14 protein-coding genes are annotated in these 18,962 nt (G+C 60.6%); 4 read left to right on the top strand and 10 right to left on the bottom strand.

Annotated features, from left to right (window positions below):
- Nucleotides 1–7 precede the first annotated feature (7 nt).
- Both OU694_RS01110 and OU694_RS01105 read right to left on the bottom strand, forming a co-directional pair.
- Complete coding sequence (locus tag OU694_RS01110) at nt 8–2,245, bottom strand: xanthine dehydrogenase family protein molybdopterin-binding subunit (protein ID WP_308909165.1); 2,238 nt, start codon at nt 2,243–2,245, stop codon at nt 8–10.
- Between the two features lie 4 nt (nt 2,246–2,249).
- The gene (locus tag OU694_RS01105) at nt 2,250–2,708 is read right to left on the bottom strand and encodes a (2Fe-2S)-binding protein (protein WP_308909164.1); all 459 of its coding nucleotides are present in this window, start codon (nt 2,706–2,708) and stop codon (nt 2,250–2,252) included.
- A gap of 74 nt (nt 2,709–2,782) precedes the next feature.
- Here OU694_RS01105 and OU694_RS01100 point away from each other — a divergent pair, with 74 nt between their 5' ends.
- Nucleotides 2,783–3,373, top strand: a complete 591-nt coding sequence (locus tag OU694_RS01100; protein WP_308909163.1) for a TetR/AcrR family transcriptional regulator — start codon at nt 2,783–2,785, stop codon at nt 3,371–3,373.
- 76 nt (nt 3,374–3,449) lie between these two features.
- Here the strand turns inward: OU694_RS01100 and OU694_RS01095 are convergent, their stop codons facing one another.
- Both OU694_RS01095 and OU694_RS01090 read right to left on the bottom strand, forming a co-directional pair.
- Entirely contained in the window at nt 3,450–6,167 is a 2,718-nt protein-coding gene (locus tag OU694_RS01095) for a TonB-dependent receptor (RefSeq protein ID WP_308909162.1), read from the bottom strand.
- A gap of 161 nt (nt 6,168–6,328) precedes the next feature.
- Nucleotides 6,329–7,078 carry a glucosamine-6-phosphate deaminase gene (locus OU694_RS01090; protein ID WP_308909161.1) on the bottom strand — a complete coding sequence of 250 codons (750 nt, stop codon included), beginning with the start codon at nt 7,076–7,078 and terminating at the stop codon, nt 6,329–6,331.
- A gap of 231 nt (nt 7,079–7,309) precedes the next feature.
- On the opposite strand from OU694_RS01090, the gene OU694_RS01085 reads away from it, so the two are divergent.
- Nucleotides 7,310–9,880, top strand: coding sequence for an IreB family regulatory phosphoprotein (locus OU694_RS01085; protein ID WP_308909160.1), 2,571 nt, complete (start codon nt 7,310–7,312; stop codon nt 9,878–9,880).
- A gap of 40 nt (nt 9,881–9,920) precedes the next feature.
- On the opposite strand, the gene OU694_RS01080 is transcribed toward OU694_RS01085, so the two are convergent.
- Together OU694_RS01080 and manD are read right to left on the bottom strand one after the other, a co-directional pair.
- Nucleotides 9,921–10,859 carry a sugar kinase gene (locus tag OU694_RS01080; RefSeq protein WP_308909159.1) on the bottom strand — a complete coding sequence of 313 codons (939 nt, stop codon included), beginning with the start codon at nt 10,857–10,859 and terminating at the stop codon, nt 9,921–9,923.
- Nucleotides 10,860–10,905: 46 nt separating this feature from the next.
- Nucleotides 10,906–12,114, bottom strand: a complete 1,209-nt coding sequence (gene manD / locus OU694_RS01075) for a D-mannonate dehydratase ManD (protein WP_308909158.1) — start codon at nt 12,112–12,114, stop codon at nt 10,906–10,908.
- 231 nt (nt 12,115–12,345) lie between these two features.
- Here manD and uxaC point away from each other — a divergent pair, with 231 nt between their 5' ends.
- Nucleotides 12,346–13,764, top strand: a complete 1,419-nt coding sequence (uxaC, locus tag OU694_RS01070) for a glucuronate isomerase (protein ID WP_308909157.1) — start codon at nt 12,346–12,348, stop codon at nt 13,762–13,764.
- 11 nt (nt 13,765–13,775) lie between these two features.
- On the top strand, nt 13,776–15,260 hold the full coding sequence (locus OU694_RS01065) for a mannitol dehydrogenase family protein (protein ID WP_308909156.1): 1,485 nt from the start codon (nt 13,776–13,778) through the stop codon (nt 15,258–15,260).
- 17 nt (nt 15,261–15,277) lie between these two features.
- On the opposite strand, the gene kduD is transcribed toward OU694_RS01065, so the two are convergent.
- The 4 genes from kduD to OU694_RS01045 all read right to left on the bottom strand — a co-directional run bounded on the left by kduD (nt 15,278) and on the right by OU694_RS01045 (nt 18,744).
- A complete protein-coding gene (gene kduD, locus OU694_RS01060) occupies nt 15,278–16,042 on the bottom strand; it encodes a 2-dehydro-3-deoxy-D-gluconate 5-dehydrogenase KduD (protein ID WP_308909155.1) in 765 nt (254 codons plus the stop codon).
- Nucleotides 16,039–16,869 (bottom strand): 5-dehydro-4-deoxy-D-glucuronate isomerase, encoded by an 831-nt coding sequence (gene kduI / locus OU694_RS01055; protein WP_308909154.1) that lies wholly within the window; start codon nt 16,867–16,869, stop codon nt 16,039–16,041. Before kduI ends, kduD begins: the two co-directional genes overlap by 4 nt.
- A 44-nt stretch (nt 16,870–16,913) precedes the next feature.
- Nucleotides 16,914–17,882, bottom strand: coding sequence for a DUF4861 family protein (locus OU694_RS01050; protein WP_308909153.1), 969 nt, complete (start codon nt 17,880–17,882; stop codon nt 16,914–16,916).
- Between the two features lie 94 nt (nt 17,883–17,976).
- Complete coding sequence (locus OU694_RS01045) at nt 17,977–18,744, bottom strand: FadR/GntR family transcriptional regulator (protein ID WP_308909152.1); 768 nt, start codon at nt 18,742–18,744, stop codon at nt 17,977–17,979.
- Nucleotides 18,745–18,962 lie beyond the last annotated feature (218 nt).

Raw genomic sequence — 18,962 nt, 5'->3', positions numbered from 1 at the left:
CTCGCCCTCAGGCGAAGTCGATATGTTTGGATAGTGGCAGTTCGCGGATGCGCTGGCCGGTGGCGGCGAAGATGGCATTCGCGAGCGCGGGGGCGGCAGGCGGTGTGCCGGGCTCCCCAATCCCCCGGATGCGGTCGCCATTTTCCATAATGCGAACCATGATTTCAGGCGCCTGATGGATGCGGATACCGTCGTAGGTATCGAAATTCGTCTGCTCCACCCGGCCGTCCGCCACAGTAATCTCGCCCGTCATCGCCGCCGAAAGGCCGAAGTTGATGCCCGACTGCACCTGTGCTTCCACATTGCGAGGGTCCAGCGCCAGGCCTACATCCACAGCGGCGAACGCCTTGAGGATGCGGATGGCCCCGTCCGTGTAGGCAACCTCGATCACCTCGGCGACCGGCACCCCGAACGCCATGACGAAGGCGATACCACGCCCATGGCCCGCTGGCAGCGTATTGCCCCAACCGGACATTTCGGCCACCGCTTCGAGCACCTTGCGCGAAGGCCCGTGCGAGATCAGCTTCAGCCGCATCTCAAGGGGATCGACACCCGCCGCATGGGCGATCTCGTCCATCGCGCTTTCATGATAGAAGCCGTTCTGCGACGCCCCGACCGACCGCCACGAACTGACCGGCAAGAGCGCCTTTGCGCGATAGCCGGTGGAGCGATAGTTGGGAATGTCGTAGGGTTGATCCCAGGTGGCTTGCACGATGGTCGCATCCGGCCCCGGAATATTGATATCCAGCCGCCCCATCTGCGATTCAATCACTGACGGGCACGACACGGCGATATCAAGGGCGCTCGGCACGCCGTTTTCCACTTTGGCGCGGAAGCGGCCGATGCCCAGCGGTCGGTAGCCATCGTGGGTCATGTCTTCCTCGCGCGACCATGTCACGCTGACCGGTGTGCCTTCCATCGCCTTCGCCACATGGATTGCATGCTTGATGAAGTCCATTTCGGCCCGGCGACCAAACCCGCCGCCCATCAGCATGGTGTGGACGGTGATATCCTTTTCCTCAAGGCCGGTGATGTTCTGCGCTTCAACCACAACCTGCGTCGGTGCCTGATTACCCGCCCAGACCTGCAGCTTGCCGTCCTTCAGAAGGGCCGCTGCATTCAGCGGTTCCATCGTCGCATGGGCCAGATACGGCACCCGGTATTCGGCCGAGATGACGTCGCCGGATGCAAGTGCCTCTTCCACGTCGCCGTCGTCGCGCATGCGGCTGTCATGGTCGCCTTCAAACGCTGCCGCAACCGCCGCAAAGTGGCCTTCGGTGTCGGCCGGATACGGTGCAGCACCCCAGTCGAACCTGATAGCTTCTGCCGCCTGAAATGCATACCAGGTGTTGGTGGCCACGACCGCCACGCCGCCGTCAAGCGGCACGATCTTTTTCACGCCCGGCATGGCGCGCGCGGCCGTATCGTCAAAGCTCGTCAGGCTGCCGCCAAGACCCGGATTCATTTTCACCGTGGCATGCAGCATGTCGGGCAGGCGCACATCAATCGCGAAGGTCGCGGTACCGGTGCTTTTGCCAACCATGTCAACGCGCGGCATCGATTTGCCAAGGTAGCGCCACTTCGAACGCGGTTTCAGTTTCGGATTGGCTGGTGGCTCGATGTCACCTGCCAAGGGGGCGAGATTGACATAGCTGAGGCGCGCACCATCCGCGGCGATCACATGGCCATCTTCAGTTTTCAACGAGGCTTTCGAAACATCCAGTTTGCGGGCGGCGGCTTCCAGCATCACCTCGCGGGCAGCGGCACCGGCCACGCGCATTTTCTGGTAAGCGTCCGCGACCGACGACGACCCGCCGGTGATCTGAAAGCCCATGAATTTCGCCGGCACATGCATGAAGGCACGCATGCGTTCGGCCATCGGGCTCGTATCCGTCGGCGCGAAGCCCGCGCCTTCTTCCAGTATTGCACCGTTATAATAGGCCTTGGAGGCGGGGCCGTGTTCCACACGGATGGCATCCCACGCCACATCCAGTTCTTCGGCCACAAGGGCTGCAAGCGTGGTGTGCACGCCCTGCCCCATCTCGGCGCGCGGGGTGATGATCGTGACGCCCGACTGGTCGATCCGGATATAGGGGGTCAGCGCCAGTTCGCCCTCGCCCAATCCGTCTTTCAGCGGATTGTCGTAGGGACGTCTATATTGCCAGTAACCGAAGACAACGCCCCCGGCGACGACGGATGCGCCGAGGAGGAAGGCACGGCGGGTGATTGATGCGATGCGTCCCATGGCCTTACTCCCCGCCAAGCCGGCCAGCCGCATCCTTGATGGCGGCACGGATACGCGGATAGGTGCCGCAGCGGCACAGGTTCCCGGCCATCGCTTCATCAATGGCGGCGTCATCCGGGTTCGGATTTTCGGCAAGCAGGGCCGCAGCCTGCATGATCTGGCCGGACTGGCAATAACCGCACTGCGCCACCTGATGATCAATCCATGCAGCCTGCACGGCATGCAGGGCATCAGGGTTGCCGAGCCCTTCGATGGTCAGCACTTCGCCAGACACATCCCCAACAGGGATGGAGCAGGACCGCACGGCCTGCCCGTCGATATGCACGGTGCAGGCGCCGCACATGGCGATGCCGCAGCCATATTTGGGGCCAGTGATGCCCAGCTCGTCTCTCAGCACCCAAAGAAGCGGCATGTCCGCCGCCACATCCACCGTGCGGGTTTTCCCGTTCACTGTCAGTTCCATGCCCATCTCCTCGCGTCGGACTCGGGTTATAATTTACAATACGACATTTTATGTAATTTTGTCCATATTGACACATGGACGGAAATTGTCAATATGCCTTCATGGACGAGCGCGAGCAGAAAATTCTGGATGCCGCCATCCGGGTCTTCACCCGCTATGGCTACAAACGGACCACGATGAATGACATCGCGGCCGAAGCCGGCATCGTGCGCCAGACGCTTTACAACAGCTATGGCAGCAAGGAAGACGTGCTTCGGGCCGGCATCCGCTATTTTTCAGATACGCTCCTAGCTGAGACGCAGGCTGCCGTGGATACCGCCCCTGACCTCGCCGCCAAGCTCGATGCGTTGTTCGCCCACATGATCCTCAAGCCCTTCGACATGATGAGCGCGGCCCCCGACGCCGAGGATATCGTTGAAGGTTTCAACACCGCCGGGCGCTGTGAAATCACAGAGGCCAACAGCCGCTTCGAGGCGCTGATCGCCGGCATGATCGCCCCATACGGCCACAACTTTGAAGCGGCCGGCGTGAAGGTTGCGGACATGCCCGCCTTCATCCGCAGTTCGGCGCATGGCTACAAGCACAGCGGCCTGACAAGGGAGGCCCTCGTCGGCCTTCTTGAAATCCTCAAGGTTTCCGTCCTCCGGCTTGCAGGCACCGCCTGACACCTCCCTGAAAGCAGAATAAAAAAGACCCCCCGGCACGTGGCCGGAGGGTCGCCCGAGTCAGCTGGCAGAACGCCTAGAAGTTGGCGCGCAGCCCCAGCTGGAAGGTCCGGCCATAATCCTGAATGCTTTCAAACAGGCGCGGTGCGTTCGCGCCGTTGCGGAAGACGCGCTCGTCCTTCGCATTATTCAGGTTGATGGCATCGAAATAGACTTGGATACCGTCGTTGATATTGTATTTGGCACCGAAATCGAGCGAGAAGCGCGCCTTGCGGATCTCATCGAGTGCCGCGTCCGAAGCAACCGTTTCGAGCTTCTCGCCGACATAGTTACCCGCAAGCTGCAGGGTCACTTTCTCGTTCTCGTAACCGACCGCGAAGTTGCCAACCGTTTTCGGCTGGTCCGGCAGGCGGAAGGTTTCGCCCGGACGGACATTCTCGATATGGCTCTTGCTGTCGGCATAGGTGAAGTTGCCGGTCAGGAAGATGCCCGGCAGGAACTTCAGGGCCTGATAATAGTTCAGCTCGACACCGATGACCTTGGCGGTATCACCGTTCAGGTAGGTGTTGACCGCATCGAAGCCACCGTCGATCGTGCCATCGCCAATCGGCAGCCCGAACTGGGCAACAGCATCACCAAGAAGCGTGCTTTCAACGACGAAGTTCTTGATCCTTTTGTAGAAGATACCGCCCGACAGCGCGAGATCATCATTCGGATACCAGGAAATCAGGAAGTCGACCTGATCGGCTTTCAGCGTTTTCAGGTCGGGGTTGCCGCCGCCATAGCTGCGGACATAGGTACCGTCATCCTGCTCTTCGGTGATGATGCCGACGTTCGGGTAATTTTCGTTGAACGCCGGGCGCTTGATTGCCTTCGTCAGCGCCAGGCGGAAGATCAGGTCGTCCGTCGGCGTATATTTGAAGTGCAGGCTCGGCAGCCAGTCGGTGTATTTCTCGTCGATCGAGAGCGAGCCCGACGAAAGCTGGGTGCTTGTCAGTTCGCCGCAATCGCCTTCGGTACACGACAGAAGCGTCTCGACAATCGTGCCGAAGCTTTTCAGCTTCGTCTGCTCGGCGCGGACACCACCAATCACGGCCCACTTGGGGCTGAGGTCGATCTGCCCCATCAGGTAACCGGACAATACGTCTTCGTCGATCTGGAAGTCGTCGCTCGGCAGGCTGGTGTTGAAGCCTTCAGCGAGCATCAGGTCGCGTGCCTGGAAGAACAGCTCCTTCGAGGCATCAAGATCCGGGATCATCACGAAGTTGTTGAGGTTGGTGTTTTCGGGATCGAAATAGCCGATATCAGCCATGGTGACATCGAACCCGAAGTCGTGCGGATCCATGTCCAGCTGTTCCTTGTCGTGATACTTGTCGCGCATGCGATATTTCACGCCAGCCTTGAGATAGCCTTCCTTGTCACCCGCCACGAAATTCCACTTGCCGTCCAGACGGCCGGTATAAATCTCGTCCTTGGCGCGGGTATCGTCGATCAGGATATTGTCGAAGGTGAATTTCGAGGGATCATGGATATCCACGCCCGATTTGCTGCGGCTGTATTCGTCCGTATCCGGTGTGGCGTCGATGATCACGCCGCTGTCGTCCGCGACGAACTTGATCAACTCATCCCGCTCGCGGAACTGGCCGCGCGTACCGAACGGGTTCGAATAGGTGCTGCGCGAATAGTCGCCCTGATAGCTCAGTTCGAAATCATCGAAGCGGTTCTCGCCGCCGAGGCTGACCGAGAAGTTCTTGCTGGTCGTATCCTTGAAGAAGGTCTGCTTTTCAAGGTCAACGTCATCAAGAACGGCAGTGTTCGGGCCGACAACCTTCACCTCACTGCCACTTGCCCGGCGGGTTTCCCATTCCTGCTGAACGCGGATATCTTCGTCATCCAGCTTCGATGCGGTGACGTTCAGGTAAACCTTGTGATCATCGTTCGGGCGGAACTCGACGCTGCCGGTCATGCCGAGACGCGTACGGGTGCCGATCTCCAGACGCTGGTCGATCTCCTGCGGGACATAGAATTCGCCGTCGCCCCGATCATAAGCGACAAGATCGCCGTCCTCGCGCTGGACACGCAGATCGTCAAGCCGGATATCCCGCTTGAAATAGCTGGCGGTGAGGGCGACGCCGAGCGTCTTTTCGCCGGCTGCCGTGTCGAACAGCTTGGTAATGGCGCCGGAGAATTTCGGCGATGCCTTTTCTGCACGAGCATTGTAGCTCGCCTCGCCGCGCAGCGAGAACGTGTCCTTCTTGCGGTCGAATGCTGAAAGCGTCTTCAGGTCGATCGTGCCGGCGATGGCGTCGCCGTCCATGTCAGGCGTAAGGGCCTTCGAGACTTCGATACCGTTCAAAAGGTCCGACGGTACGGTGTCGAGCGACACGATATTGTCGCGGGTTTCTTCACCGGTCGAACCCATCCGCACACCGTTCACGGTGACGTTGTTGAAGGCCGGCGAGAGACCACGAACGATCACGAAGCGGCCTTCGCCTTCATCGCGACTGATCGAAAGACCCGGCAGGCGCTGCAGTGATTCTGCCACGTTTTGGTCAGGGAAGTTGCCGATATCGTCGGCAGCAACCACGTTTTTCCAGACATCGGCTGCGCGTTCGATATCGCGGGCACGTTCCAGCGAAACGCGCGTACCGGTGACGATCACCTCTTCCATGGTGAACTCATCATCCGGCTTTTCACCGGCATTGCTGTCTTGCGCCATCGCGCCAGCCGCCACCGACATGGCGAGCATGGCACTGGCGGAAACCGAAGTCATGAATCGTGCGGTATGTTTCATTCTTATCCTCCCCGAGCGTCCCGCTGCCCCCACATCCTTGGCGCGAGATGGGCTACTGAATTCGCTGATAAGTAATCAGTCATCATATAACTGCAACACGACGGTTCCAGAAATCGTCATACTTGTCAATCATCCTGTATGACAGGTTAAACCAAAAATGGTCAGGCCGAAAAATAGACAAGCTGTGAGGCGGCTGGTTTGTCCAGATGAACTTCAACTCTTGGATGTGTTCTCAGGATCGACGCCGGGCAGGCGCGATCGATGGCCCCTTCAAGCGCAGCGCGGACTGCAGCGGCCTTGCGCTCGTCGGGTACTGTAACCATAAGGCGAGCCGATTTCAGAATCTGCCGCAGACTCATGGAAATAGCTGTTAGCGGTACCGTATCAAGCGAGGAAAACCAACCTTCCCCGACCTGCTGGCGGCGCGAGGTTTCATCCAGTTCAACAATGAGATAAGGCGATTCGGCCTCGAAGTTTGCCGGCGGTTCGTTGAAGGCCAGGTGGCCATTTTCGCCGATGCCAATGAAGGCGATATCCACCGGTCGCGCCGCAATCTCGCTATTCAGCCGGGCGATTTCGGCACCGATATCTGCAGCATCCCCTTCAATCCACACGAAACGCTTCAGGTTCGGCAGCTTTTCAGCCACCCGTTCGCGCATATAGCGGCGGAAACTGGCCGGATGATCCCGGTCGATCCCGCAATATTCATCCAGATGGAAGATCGTAACCGCCGACCAGTCAATATCGGCCTGACCGATCAGCTGGTCCAGCATCTCGATCTGGCTGGCCCCCGTGGCCAGGATGATGGTCGCCTCGCCCTTGGCGCGGACGGCATCCCGGATGACCGAAGCCCCGGTTTCCGCCACCTTCACCGCCATTTCGGCTACCGTATCATGGATAAACACTTGCACGTCACATACTCCCTTATCTGACAATCAGGCTTACCAAAGCACAATTTTGGCCTGACCGCTATCCTTGACTTGCCCACCTCCTTACAGTAGGGCGTTACAGGATGTCTTATACTGGCTGCCACGAAAAAGCTTCAGGGAACACCATTTCCCGCTGCGCCGGGCCGCCATTGAGTGGTAAGACCGGCCAGCAGCCGCCGGGACAGGGAGGGATGACCAATGCAGGGTGGATGGATGAAGCGGGCTTTCCTTGGGAGTGTTGCCGCATCGGCACTGGTCGCAGGCCTCGGCGCGGCGAACGCGAATGCGATGACCACCGAACGCCCGTGGCAGGCTGCTGCCGTGAAGCTTGATGCAGGGCCGCTGGAGGCCGTTGCCCATGACGCCCTGCCGCTGACCCCCGACGTCGCTTACAATGCCGCGCGCGGCTATGGATGGACCAATGCGCCGGCCACGATGAAGCCTCTCACCCGGCCTGATCTGACTCGCAGCCGCGATGCCTTCACCATCGACAGCGTGGAAGCGGATGAACTGGGCTTTAGAATCGACCTGCCGGAAGGCAACTGGGTGGTCACCTTCTGGATGGAAGCCGGCCTTGAAGACACGAGCACCGCTGCCTTCCTCGTGAACGGTGAGGCCCGCGACCTCGGCTGGATCGAGTTCCAGCCGCCCGCCGAGCCACGCACCGACCTGCGCCCTGAATACCGCATGTATCAGGGCCGCGTCAGCGTCGGCGACAAGGGGCTGGAACTTGCCTGGAAAGGCGACAAGGACAAGGTCCGCCTCAACGGCCTGCAGTTCCACCGCCTGCCCGAAGCCATTTCCGACTTCGGCGCCGTGCGCGACGATCATGTGCAGATGGCCCTGCGTATCCGCGAAGCCGGTCGCTACAACAGCAATGTGTCGCTTGATGCCATCGTCGCCGAGCTTGATCGCATGCTCGAAAAAGACCCCGAAGACACCTTCGCTGCGCACTGGCGCAGCCAAGTGGATATGCTGGCGCGTGCCGAGGAATATTATCTCGGCCTCCTTGGCTGGGAATGGGCCACCAACCGCACCGGGCTCAGCATGTTTGGCCGTTACGCGCAGGCCATCATGTGGATCGATGGGCTTCTGGCCGACGGGGGCCCCGACAATCCGCTTTACGAACGCGCCCTTTTCCAGCGCGGCCGCATCCTTTACTGGCTCGACCGCGAAGGTTACGGGCAGGATTATGACGGCAAACCGACACCCGAATTGCTGATGCTTCATGAACGCCACCCGGAAGACCAGCTCCTTGCCATGTATATGAACAAGGATGTCGATACGCCGGACAGCTGCGATGCCTTGACCGCCCCTGCAGCCGCACCCGACTGGGCCGTGGCGCAGCGCGAGGTCCTGTGCCGCACGCGTCTCATCACCCATTGGTGGACCAATGAGCGGCAGGACCCGAACGGCGAGCTTGGCGGAAAGTACGGCGACGATGTCGAGATGCTGCGCTGGTGGGTCATCCCCTTCTTCGTGGGCGACGAAACCACTCGCCGCGGCTGGACGACGCTTGCAACCGGCGTCTGGAACAGCGACCGGCTGGAAGACGGCTATTTCAAGAAAGCCCATGATGTGGAGCATGCCTCGGAGCCGATTTCCGATACGGCGCCGCTTCTCAGCTATCTTGATGACCCCGTCTATGTCGGTCGCCTCAGCAATTCCGCGCGCCACTTCATGGAACGCTGGACCGTGCTGAAGGATAACGGTCACCGCTTCTTCCGCACCGCATGGTTCGGCGCGCATGAACTGGACGAGCGCCCACCGCGCAACCGCGACGTACCGATGAACGGCCGGGCTGCCAAGGCCGTGCTTTTCTACGCTTGGGCAAGCAGCGACGAGGCGGTGATCGAAGGCGTCCATCAATGGGCCAAAGGCTGGGCCGCCGCCGCCATGAGCGAGGCGAAAGGCAAGCCCAAGGGCATCGTGCCGCCGTCAGTCCGTGCTTCGGATGAGGCCATCAACGGTGACGAGCCTACGTGGTACGGCGCCAACATGTTCTGGGACTATTTCGAATGGTCGCATGAATCCGGCCAGCAGATTTATGACCTGCTCCTGTTCACCTGGAAACTGACAGGCGACGAAAGCCTTCTCGAACCTATCTTCGCCTCGGCGGACCTGATCGCCGCGCATCTGAACGAAAAGGACGACAATCCCGCAGTCGGCAGCGCTGCATGGGCCGCGAAGGAGCTGGCCGATACGTCAGGCTTCTGGAGCGTGCTGGAACAATGGCGGCTTCTGTCGGGCGACAAGCGCTACGACAACCTTCTGATGAAACGCGGCGGACCCTATGTCCGCTTCCGCCTGACCGGTGACCGCAGCCATCTGGTGGATGCCGGCAACGCGATCCTGAAAATGATCCGCTACAACACACCGATGCGGACGAGCGAAGCGCTCTTTACGGACCGCGTTTATATCAGCCAGCAGGAAAACGGCGTGGATCCGGTGAACCAGATCACGGGTTATCTGACGGGTGCGATGCGCACGACCTCGCCCTATGTTGAAGTGTCATGGGATAAAACCTCCGATGGCTTCACCGCCCTTGTCAGCGATGCCTCGGACGATACGCTGAAGGTGGAAGGCTATCTGTTCGACAAGGAAGCTCAGGAGATCGGCTTCCGCGTCTGGCGACTGGCCCCCGGCACCTACAGCCTGACAGTCAGCCAGAAAGGCCGGAAAGCCAAGCCGCAGCGCGTCGAGATCACCCGGCGCGGTGAACCGCTTTCTGTGAAACTCGCCGGCAACGCGACCTATGGGCTGGTACTGAAGCGCGAGAAATAAGCGGCGGCTGCCACCGCCGGGACGGGCAAACTGGTCGGCCTCAAACGAGGCTGGCCAGTTTCTTGTTCAGGAGGTCGATCCTCGCAGCCGGCAACACCCCGCCGCGAACGGCGAGGATTTCGGCGGCTGCTTCCGCTGCGAAGGCAATGGCCGAGGGCGTGTCGAGCCCCATCAGGTGAGCCGCGATGAAACCGCCGTTGAATGTGTCGCCCGCGCCTGTGGTATCCACCACCTTGGCAGCCGGTGTGATCGTCACCTCGCCTGCCTTGCCATCGTCGTTATAACTGCAGATGCCGCCACCGTTCTTCATCACGATGATGCGCGGTGCGGCGTCCCCTAACCGGCCAACCGTCGCCTTGATATCCTCGCAGCCGAACAGGATTTCCTCCTCCTCGCGACCCGGCAGATAGATATCCACATGTGGCAATATCTGGGTGATCGCGGCGACAGGCGTCGTTTCACCCTTCCACAGATGCGGCCGGTGGTTGGGATCGAAAATCACCGTCACCCCCGCCTCGCGCAACATTGCCAGATGACCGGCCAGCATGGTGCGGCTTTCATCGCTCATCAGGGCGAGCGTGATACCGCTCAGAAAAAAGGCGGACGCTTGCGGCAGGGCTTTGAGCAGGCGGTCAAGCCTGCGCGCATCCTGCAGCAGGCCACGGGCAGCCGAAGTGTCGCGCCAGTACTGGAACGAGCGTTCACCGCTCGCATCATTCATGATCATGTAAAGGCCGGGCCGTGCAGCAGTGTCGTCACCGGGTTCGGCAAGCACCACGTGGCGGCCGACAGCATGGCGGCGGATCGTTTCCGCCGCCTCGCCGCCGCCAAGACTGGTCAGATAGCTTGTCCTGATACCAAGGCCTGCCATCAGGCAGGCTGTGTTGTAGGTATCGCCCGCCACACCCATGGCAAAGGTGCCATCGGGGGTCGGCGCCATTTCGATCATCACTTCGCCCAGAATGGCTATCGACGGCATGGCGCTTTCCTCCCTCTCGCCGCCCCGGCCGGGTGGCGCCGGAGCTTTACCAGTTGAACATCGTGCCGTCGCGCAGGCGGTTCACCGGCAGATAGGCACGCTTGTATTCGTATTTCGCGGCCAGTTCCTCGTTGATATCCACCCCGTGGCCCGGCGTATCGCCGACATAGAGATAGCCGTCCCTGAATTCATAGTCATGCGGGAAAACTTCATCGGTTTCGGGCGTATGGCGCATATATTCCTGAATACCGAAGTTCGGAACCCAGGTATCGAAATGCAGGGCCGCACCCATGGTGATGGGGCTGAGGTCAGTGGCACCGTGGAAGCCGGTCTTCACATGATAAAGCTCGGCCAGATGCGCGATCCGGCGCAAGGACGTGATGCCGCCGCCATGCACGATCGTGGTGCGGATATAATCGATCAGCTGTTCGGAAATCAGCTGGTGGCAATCATGGATGCTCGAGAATACCTCGCCAACCGCCAGAGGCGTTGTCGTGTGCTGGCGGATCAGGCGGAAGCCTTCCTGTAGTTCGGCGGTCACCGCGTCCTCGAGCCAGAAAAGGCGGAAAGGCTCCAGATCCTTGCCAAGCCGCCCGGCCTCGATCGGCGTCAGGCGGTGGTGTACGTCGTGCAGCAGGTGATGGCTATAGCCGTAGGTGTCGCGCAGTTCCTCAAAAAGCTTGGGCACATGCGCCATATAGGCCGCCGTATCCCACATATTCTCGCTCGGCAGGTCATTGTCGGCCGGCTCGTAGAACATGCGGTCTTTCGAAACGCCATAAGTGGACGGCAGGCCCGGTACGCCGCACTGGGCGCGGATCGCCTTGTAGCCCATGTCGATATAGCGGCCGACCTCGGCCACTGTTTCCTCGATGCCGGTGCCGTTCGCGTGGCCATACACCATCACGCCCGTGCGGCTGCGGCCCCCAAGAAGCTGGTAAAGCGGCATGTTGGCGGCCTTGGCCTTGATGTCCCACAGCGCCATGTCGATGGCGGCAATCGCGGTCATCCCCACCGGGCCACGGCGCCAATAGGCCCCGCGGTAGAAGAATTGCCAGATGTCTTCAATCTGGCCGGCGTCACGACCAATCAGACAGGGTATCAGGTGATCGGTCAGATAGCTTGCAACGGCAAGCTCGCGTCCATTGAGGGTCGCATCCCCGATGCCATAGAGCCCTTCGTCGGTCATGATCTTGATGGTGACGAAATTGCGCCCCGGGCAGGTTACAATGACTTTTGCATCGATTATTTTCATACCTTAGCGTCCCTAAAACATAACCGCCCGAAGGCGACAGACCGATTCTGGCGGGTGGCGCAGCGTCTTTACCAGTGCACTCACCTCTATCCCGTTGCCAGCGGGCGCGCCCTGTGGTGAGGTACGCCTTGACTTGGGATGCCAACCTGATCCAGTAATTGGTCAGGCCACATGGCCAATCTAGCGCCAGCCGGTTCAGATGCAACATAAAATTTCAAGGAGGCCACAAAGGTGCCCCGCAAGCTTACGCTGAATCCCGATCGTCTTTTCTCGCCCGCACCGGCGGTGCGCGGTATCGCGCGCGAGCTATACAGCGGCGTGAAGGACCTGCCGATCATCAGCCCGCACGGCCATACGGACCCCGCCTGGTTTGCCCTTAACGAACCCTTCGAAGATGCGGTCGAACTGCTGATCAAGCCGGATCATTATGTGTTCCGCATGCTTTATAGTCAGGGAATCCCGCACGAATCGCTAGGTATCCGCCCGCGCGACGGCAAAACGAGGCCGGAAGCCGACAAGCGCAAGATCTGGCGCCTGTTCGCCGAAAATTATCATCTGTTCCGCGGCACACCCTCGCGCATGTGGCTGGATACCGTTTTTTCCGAAGTGTTCGGCATCGACGTGCGGCTGGAGGCGGAAACCGCCGATCACTATTTCAATACGATCAACGCGGCGCTCGCAACCGACGCCTACCGGCCGCGCGCCCTGTTTGACCGATTCGGCATCGAAGCGCTCTCGACGACCGAATCGCCGCTCGACCAACTTGACCACCACCGCACGATCCGCGACAGCGACTGGGACGGCAAGGTCATCTCCGCCTATCGCCCCGATGTGGTAACCGACCCCGACCATGAAGCCTTCCTTGATAGCCTGCGCATCTTCGGCGAACTGACCGGCGAAGACACTTTCACCTGGAACGGTTACCTGAACGCCCACCGCAAACGGCGCGCCTATTTCAAATCGCTTGGCGTCACCTCGTCCGACCACGGCCACCCGACGGCACAGACAGCGGACCTGACCATTGCCGAAGCCGAGGCCCTGTTCGCCCGCGTCTGCACCGGCAAGGCCGGCAAGGCGGACGCCGAACTGTTCCGCGCGCAGATCCTGACCGAAATGGCCGGCATGAGCCTTGAAGACGGCCTCGTGATGCAGCTGCATGTGGGCGTTGCGCGCAACCACAACAGCCTCGTGTTCGAACGCTTCGGTCGCGACAAGGGCGGCGACGTGCCGGTCGCCACCACCTTTGTGGAAGCCCTGCGCCCGCTGTTGCAGCACTTTGGTAACGAGCCCGGATTCACGCTCATCCTCTTCACGCTGGATGAAACCAATTACGCGCGGGAACTGGCCCCGCTTGCCGGCCATTATCCGTGCCTGCGCCTTGGTCCCCCATGGTGGTTCCACGATAGCCCGGAAGGCATGCGCCGCTACCGCCAGCAGATCACCGAAACCGCCGGTTTCTACAACACCGTCGGCTTCAATGATGACACCCGCGCCTTCCTGTCTATACCCGCGCGCCACGATGTGGCCCGCCGCATGGACTGCAACTGGCTCGCCGAACTCGTCGCCGACCACCGGCTTGAGATGGATGAAGCGGCTGAGCTTGCCGCGGACCTCGCCTACCGGCTCGCCAAGAAAACCTACAAGCTTTAAGGAGCCACCCAGTGGACCGTCTCTCCCTCGCCACCCTGCAGGCGCTACCCCAGAGCGTCGCCCCCCTGTCCTACGATCCCGCCCGCCACGGCGCCGGGATTGTGCATCTGGGGGTCGGCGCCTTCCACCGGTCCCATCAGGCACATTATTGCCACAAGGTGCTTGCGGAACTCGGCGGCGACTGGCGGATCATCGGGGTCAGCCTGCGCTCGGCTGGCGTACGCGACCAGATGGTGCCGCAGGACTGCCTTTACAGCCTTGTCACCAAGGGGCCGGAGAAACGCGAGATCGAGATCATCGGATCAATCGCCGATATTCTGGTGGCACCCGAAAACCCGACGGCGGTCGTCGATGCCATCGCCGCGCCCACCACCCATGTGGTGACACTGACAATCACCGAGAAAGGCTATTGCCTCGATAACGCCACCGGCAAACTGGACATGCACCATCCCGATATCCTGCATGATCTGGCGAAACCCGCCGAGCCGCGCACGGCCATCGCCTTCGTTGTGGCGGCGCTCGCCAGGCGGCGGGCAGCGGGCACCGGTGGCCTCACCATCATCAGCTGCGACAATCTCGCCGGTAACGGGCCGAAGCTGAAAGCGGCCGTCACCGCTTTCGCCTCCGTCTCGCGGCCCGATATTCTCGACTGGATTGCCGACAATGTGACGTTCCCCGCTACGATGGTGGACCGCATCGCGCCAGCCGTGCTTGCCGAAGATGTCGCCGATGTCGCCGCCACGCTCGGCCTTGTCGATTCCGCCTGCGTGATGACCGAACCCTTCACCCAGTGGGTGATTGAGGAGAATTTCGCCGGCCCGGTCCCCGCGTGGAACAGGGTGGGAGCAACCTATGTGAACGAAGTGGCACCATTCGAAGAAATGAAACTTCGGCTCCTGAACGCCAGCCACAGCGCGATTGCCTATCTCGGTTGCCTTGCCGGATATGCCACGGTTGCCGAAGCGATTGCCGACCCCGCGATGGCCGCCCTTGTGCGCACCCTGATGCGGCACGAAATGGCCCCGACGCTCAGCCTGCCCGCAGGCTTCAGCACCGATGATTATTGCGACCAGCTTCTGGTCCGGTTTGCAAATCGCGGCCTGCCGCACAAAACGCGGCAGATCGCCATGGATGGCAGCCAGAAGATACCCCAGCGGTATCTACCCGCCCTTTCCGAACAGCTTGACAGGCAAGGCCCGATCGAGGCCATTGCCTTCGCCGTTTCAGCCTGGTTGCGCTATACCGCAGGCCGTAGTGATGCAGGCGAGACATGGGCGATTGACGACCCTCTGCGCGATCGCTTCCTCCCCCTCGCCGACCTCAAGGGCCGTGAACGGGTTGACGCCTTCCTCGCAATACGGAGCGTTTTCCCCGCCGCTATCGCCGGGAATGTGCGTTTCAAGCGGGCCGTCACCCACTGGTTGACAAAACTGGAAGCCGAGGGGGCGCGGCAAAGTCTCAAGGACTTTGCCGCGCAGATGGAACACGCAGGCTGAAGGAAGACGAGGGGAACCTAACGTGCCATCCAGCCGCCATCCACGAGAAGGATGTGGCCGTTCACATAATCGGAAGCGCGTGACGCAAGGAAGATGATCGCGCCCGCCAGATCGTCGGGCGTTCCCCAGCGGCCGGCCGGGATACGTGCCGAAATCGCACTGTTGCGGGCTTCATCCGCCCTGAGCGCTGCCGTGTTATCAGTCGCGAAATAGCCGGGGGCGATGGCATTCACCTGCACCCCGCGCGCCGCCCACTCATTGGCGAGCGCTTTGGTAAGCTGCATCACAGCCCCCTTGCTCGCAGAGTAAGCCGGTACCGTGATCCCGCCCTGAAAGCTGAGGAGCGACGCAATATTGATGATCTTGCCTGCCCCGCGCGCCAGCATGTGCCGCCCGATATCGCGGCTGAGGGCGAAGACACCATTGAGGTTGGTATCGATCACCGCCTGCCAGTCGTCATCGCTATAATCCTCGGCGGGCGCGCGGCGAATCGTGCCGGCGTTATTTATCAGAATATCCACCTGCCCGAAGGCCTTGATGGCCTTATCGGCAAGCATCCTGACGTCATCCAGATCATCCTGACGGCAGCCAAGCGCCACGGCACGACGGCCCATGGCTTCCACCTTGGCAACCGTATCCGCGGCGTTTTCAGCCTTAGAGGCAACAGCGATGATATCGGCCCCGACGCTTGCGAGGGCCAGGGCCATGCCCTGCCCCAGCCCTCGGCTCGCACCGGTGACAATCGCCACCTTGCCCGTCAGATCGAATAGCGCCGCGCTCACGCCAGATCCCCCATGGGGATATGGTCCATGTCGTCAAATTCCTGGTTTTCACCACCCATCGACCAGCAGAAGGTGTAGGCCGTGGTGCCCGCCCCGCAGTGGAGCGACCAGCTGGGCGACAGCGCCACTTCACCGGACGACAGGATGAGCGGACGGATATTGTCGGGCTCGCCCATCATGTGGAACACACGGGCGTCATCAGCGAGCCCGTAATACATATAATATTCCGACCGGCGGCGGTGTGTGTGCGGCGGCATCGTGTTCCACACATTGCCGACATCAAGCGCTGTGAAGCCCATCACCACCTGACAGGTTTCCACAATGCCCGGACGGATCGCCTGATGGATCACCCGCTTGTTGGCGGTTGCCACCGAGCCAAGCTCCAGCCGCTTCGCCATCGCCTTGGTGACGAGCTTGGTCGGATAGGCCGCATGGGCCGGATAGCTGACGAAATAGAATTTGGCGGGGTTCGCGGGATCGCTGCTTTCGAAAACCACCTCTTCATTGCCGCGCCCGATATAAAGGCTGTCCTCGAAATCGAGGTCATAGGCAACACCGCTTACCGTGATGCGACCTTTGCCACCGATATTCAGCACCCCGATTTCACGGCGCTGGGTGAAATAGTCGCATGCCAGTTCCTTGTGGACCGGCAAGCCAAGCTTCTGTTTGACCGGCACGGCAGAGCCGACCACACCGCGATCGATATCTGAATAGGTAAGCGGCACCGTATCGGGCGTGAAAAGATTGGCAACGACATAGCTTTCACGCAGTTCGTCGCTCGTCATGCGGCGATAACGGACCTGATCGGCAGAATAGCGGAGTTCCACCCTTCATTCTCCTCGGGAATTGGATGTTCGGGGATACGGGCGGCTTATTTGCCACCCGCTGCGAGCGAAGCTGCGGTCTTCTCGAGATAGGCCTTGAAGCCATCAAGCGTCTTGATGCCGTCGGATTCAAGTTCCCACGCCGCACCGAAGGCATAGTCAACCGTGATGCCGGGCTTGAAGGTGATATAGAGCGTGTGCGCATCGCGCCCGTCCGTCTTCGCCACGCCGTCTTTCGGGTAAAATACCACAAGGCCGAGATTATCGTTGTTCAGGCTCTGTTGCCCCCATGTGGCGACATAGCCCCAGGCGCTGTCGGTCGCTGCGCCTTCCAGAATTGTCACCCCGTCATGGATCACCACACCGGTCGCAAGGGTCGGTGCGTCGCCCGTGGCCTTTGCCGTTACATGGGTGAGGCGCGAACCAGCATGGATCACATAATCGGCCGTCAGGTCATAAAGCCCCTCGCCGTTCTTGAGGCCATTGTGGCGCACACGCACGCCGGCAGCATCGGCGCCGGGCTTCAAGCGGTCTGCTGAAATCTTCTGGGCCTTGCCTACCTGATGGGCGCCCGTGTCATCGGCATACCCAAGGCCGCCAATCCCGAGGCTTTCACCGACCTTGAGGACATCCATGCCCCAGTCGTTCATCACGGAATAATTGTCGCCGCGCCCGACAGTGTGCAGCACCGCGGCGGGCAGCTTCTTGCCCCACACATCCGTCACGCTGCGTTCGTCAAGATACAGGCGGTAGCCCACACGGTCGGACTCCCAGCCCGGCCCCTCATAAGCGATCAGCTTGTCATCCAGCGTGTGATGGTCGGGCATGGTGATGGTATCAACCTGCCCATAGGTGCCACCGACATACTTGTGGCCATTGAAGGTCGCGCCCTTCTGGATACCGATATCCACGGCAGCAACGCCTTTGGTGGCGTCCCCGGCATGCGCGGCGAGCGTCAGTGCCCCGCCTACCAGCCCTAAGCCGATGGCAACTCCCGGCAACAAGCGATTCTTCATGACAACCTCCCGATAATCTGCATTGGTCCGGCAATGTACCTGACCAATGTTTGATTATCAAGAATATCTGCCTGACCAGATTATATTAGGCGGCCTAGCCTAGTTTGCGGGCGACGCTATAGCGTTCGCGGCTCTTGGCCACTTCGCTGCGGGCGGCCTCGATGGCCTCCACCTCGGTTGCCTCAAGGATACTGTCGATCACGCGGGTAAGGTGCTCGCGCATGGCCGCACGTGCAATGGCGGGATCGCGGGTGGCGATGGCGTTGAACACGTCACGGTGTTCCTCGATCGAAGGCTTGAAGCCCTTGTTGCGTACGCGCTGATACATGCGGCGCGTGAGCGGCGAGCTTTCGCGGGCATCCCACAGGCCCTCGATCACCGAAACGACCGCGCTGTTGCGCGTCGCCTGGGCGATGGTCATATGGAATTTCTTGTCTGCTTCCTCGTGCATTTCCTCGCCGGATTCGTTTTCAGCCGCCATTTCGCCAAGGATGCTTTCCAACTGGCGAAGTTCGGCGTCCGTAATCATCCGCGCGGCCAAGGCCGCCGCTTCACCTTCGAAAAGGATGCGAGCTTCGGTCAGCTCGAAGGGGCCGATATCCTTGTCGGCCAGACGTCCGCTTTCGCGGCGCCCGGCTTTCACATACACGCCCGATCCGGTGCGGACCTCGACGAAATTCTCAAGCTCCAGCGCGATCACAGCTTCGCGGATCGTCGGGCGGCTGACACTGAACATGGCGGCCAGCTCGCGCTCGGCCGGCAGGCGCGAGCCCACGTCATACTCGCCCGATTCGATCATCTCGATCAGCTTTTCGGCCACCTGCTGATACAGCCGCGGCACCTTGATCGTCTGTTCTGCCATACAAATCTCCTGATGGGCTTGCCGCTCGATCCTGCCAGAGAACGGCGCGCCCGGCAATTGGGTTGACCAGTTTACAAGGTCACCTCATCGCTGCCAATGGTCAAATATCAATAGATTCACGCTTGCATTCATTTTTTGCCCGATGATAGGTTGGCACATCTGGACAGGCCAATTTCTGATTTTGCCATCAGGGCGGCCTGTCCTGTTTCGGCCAAGGC

Source organism: Pseudokordiimonas caeni (assembly GCF_026719705.1).
GTDB lineage: Bacteria > Pseudomonadota > Alphaproteobacteria > Sphingomonadales > Kordiimonadaceae > Gimibacter > Gimibacter caeni.
This window is presented reverse-complemented; position numbering and strand designations above follow the sequence as displayed.

Coding starts and splice junctions, on each gene's coding strand:
- OU694_RS01105 (WP_308909164.1), bottom strand. CDS start 2,708: ATGGAACTGACAGTGAACGGGAAAACCCGCACGGTGGATGTGGCGGCG.
- OU694_RS01085 (WP_308909160.1), top strand. CDS start 7,310: ATGAAGCGGGCTTTCCTTGGGAGTGTTGCCGCATCGGCACTGGTCGCA.
- manD (WP_308909158.1), bottom strand. CDS start 12,114: ATGAAAATAATCGATGCAAAAGTCATTGTAACCTGCCCGGGGCGCAAT.
- OU694_RS01045 (WP_308909152.1), bottom strand. CDS start 18,744: ATGGCAGAACAGACGATCAAGGTGCCGCGGCTGTATCAGCAGGTGGCC.
- OU694_RS01100 (WP_308909163.1), top strand. CDS start 2,783: ATGGACGGAAATTGTCAATATGCCTTCATGGACGAGCGCGAGCAGAAA.
- OU694_RS01050 (WP_308909153.1), bottom strand. CDS start 17,882: ATGAAGAATCGCTTGTTGCCGGGAGTTGCCATCGGCTTAGGGCTGGTA.
- OU694_RS01110 (WP_308909165.1), bottom strand. CDS start 2,245: ATGGGACGCATCGCATCAATCACCCGCCGTGCCTTCCTCCTCGGCGCA.
- OU694_RS01080 (WP_308909159.1), bottom strand. CDS start 10,859: ATGCCGTCGATAGCCATTCTGGGCGAAGTGATGATCGAAATGGCGCCG.
- OU694_RS01095 (WP_308909162.1), bottom strand. CDS start 6,167: ATGAAACATACCGCACGATTCATGACTTCGGTTTCCGCCAGTGCCATG.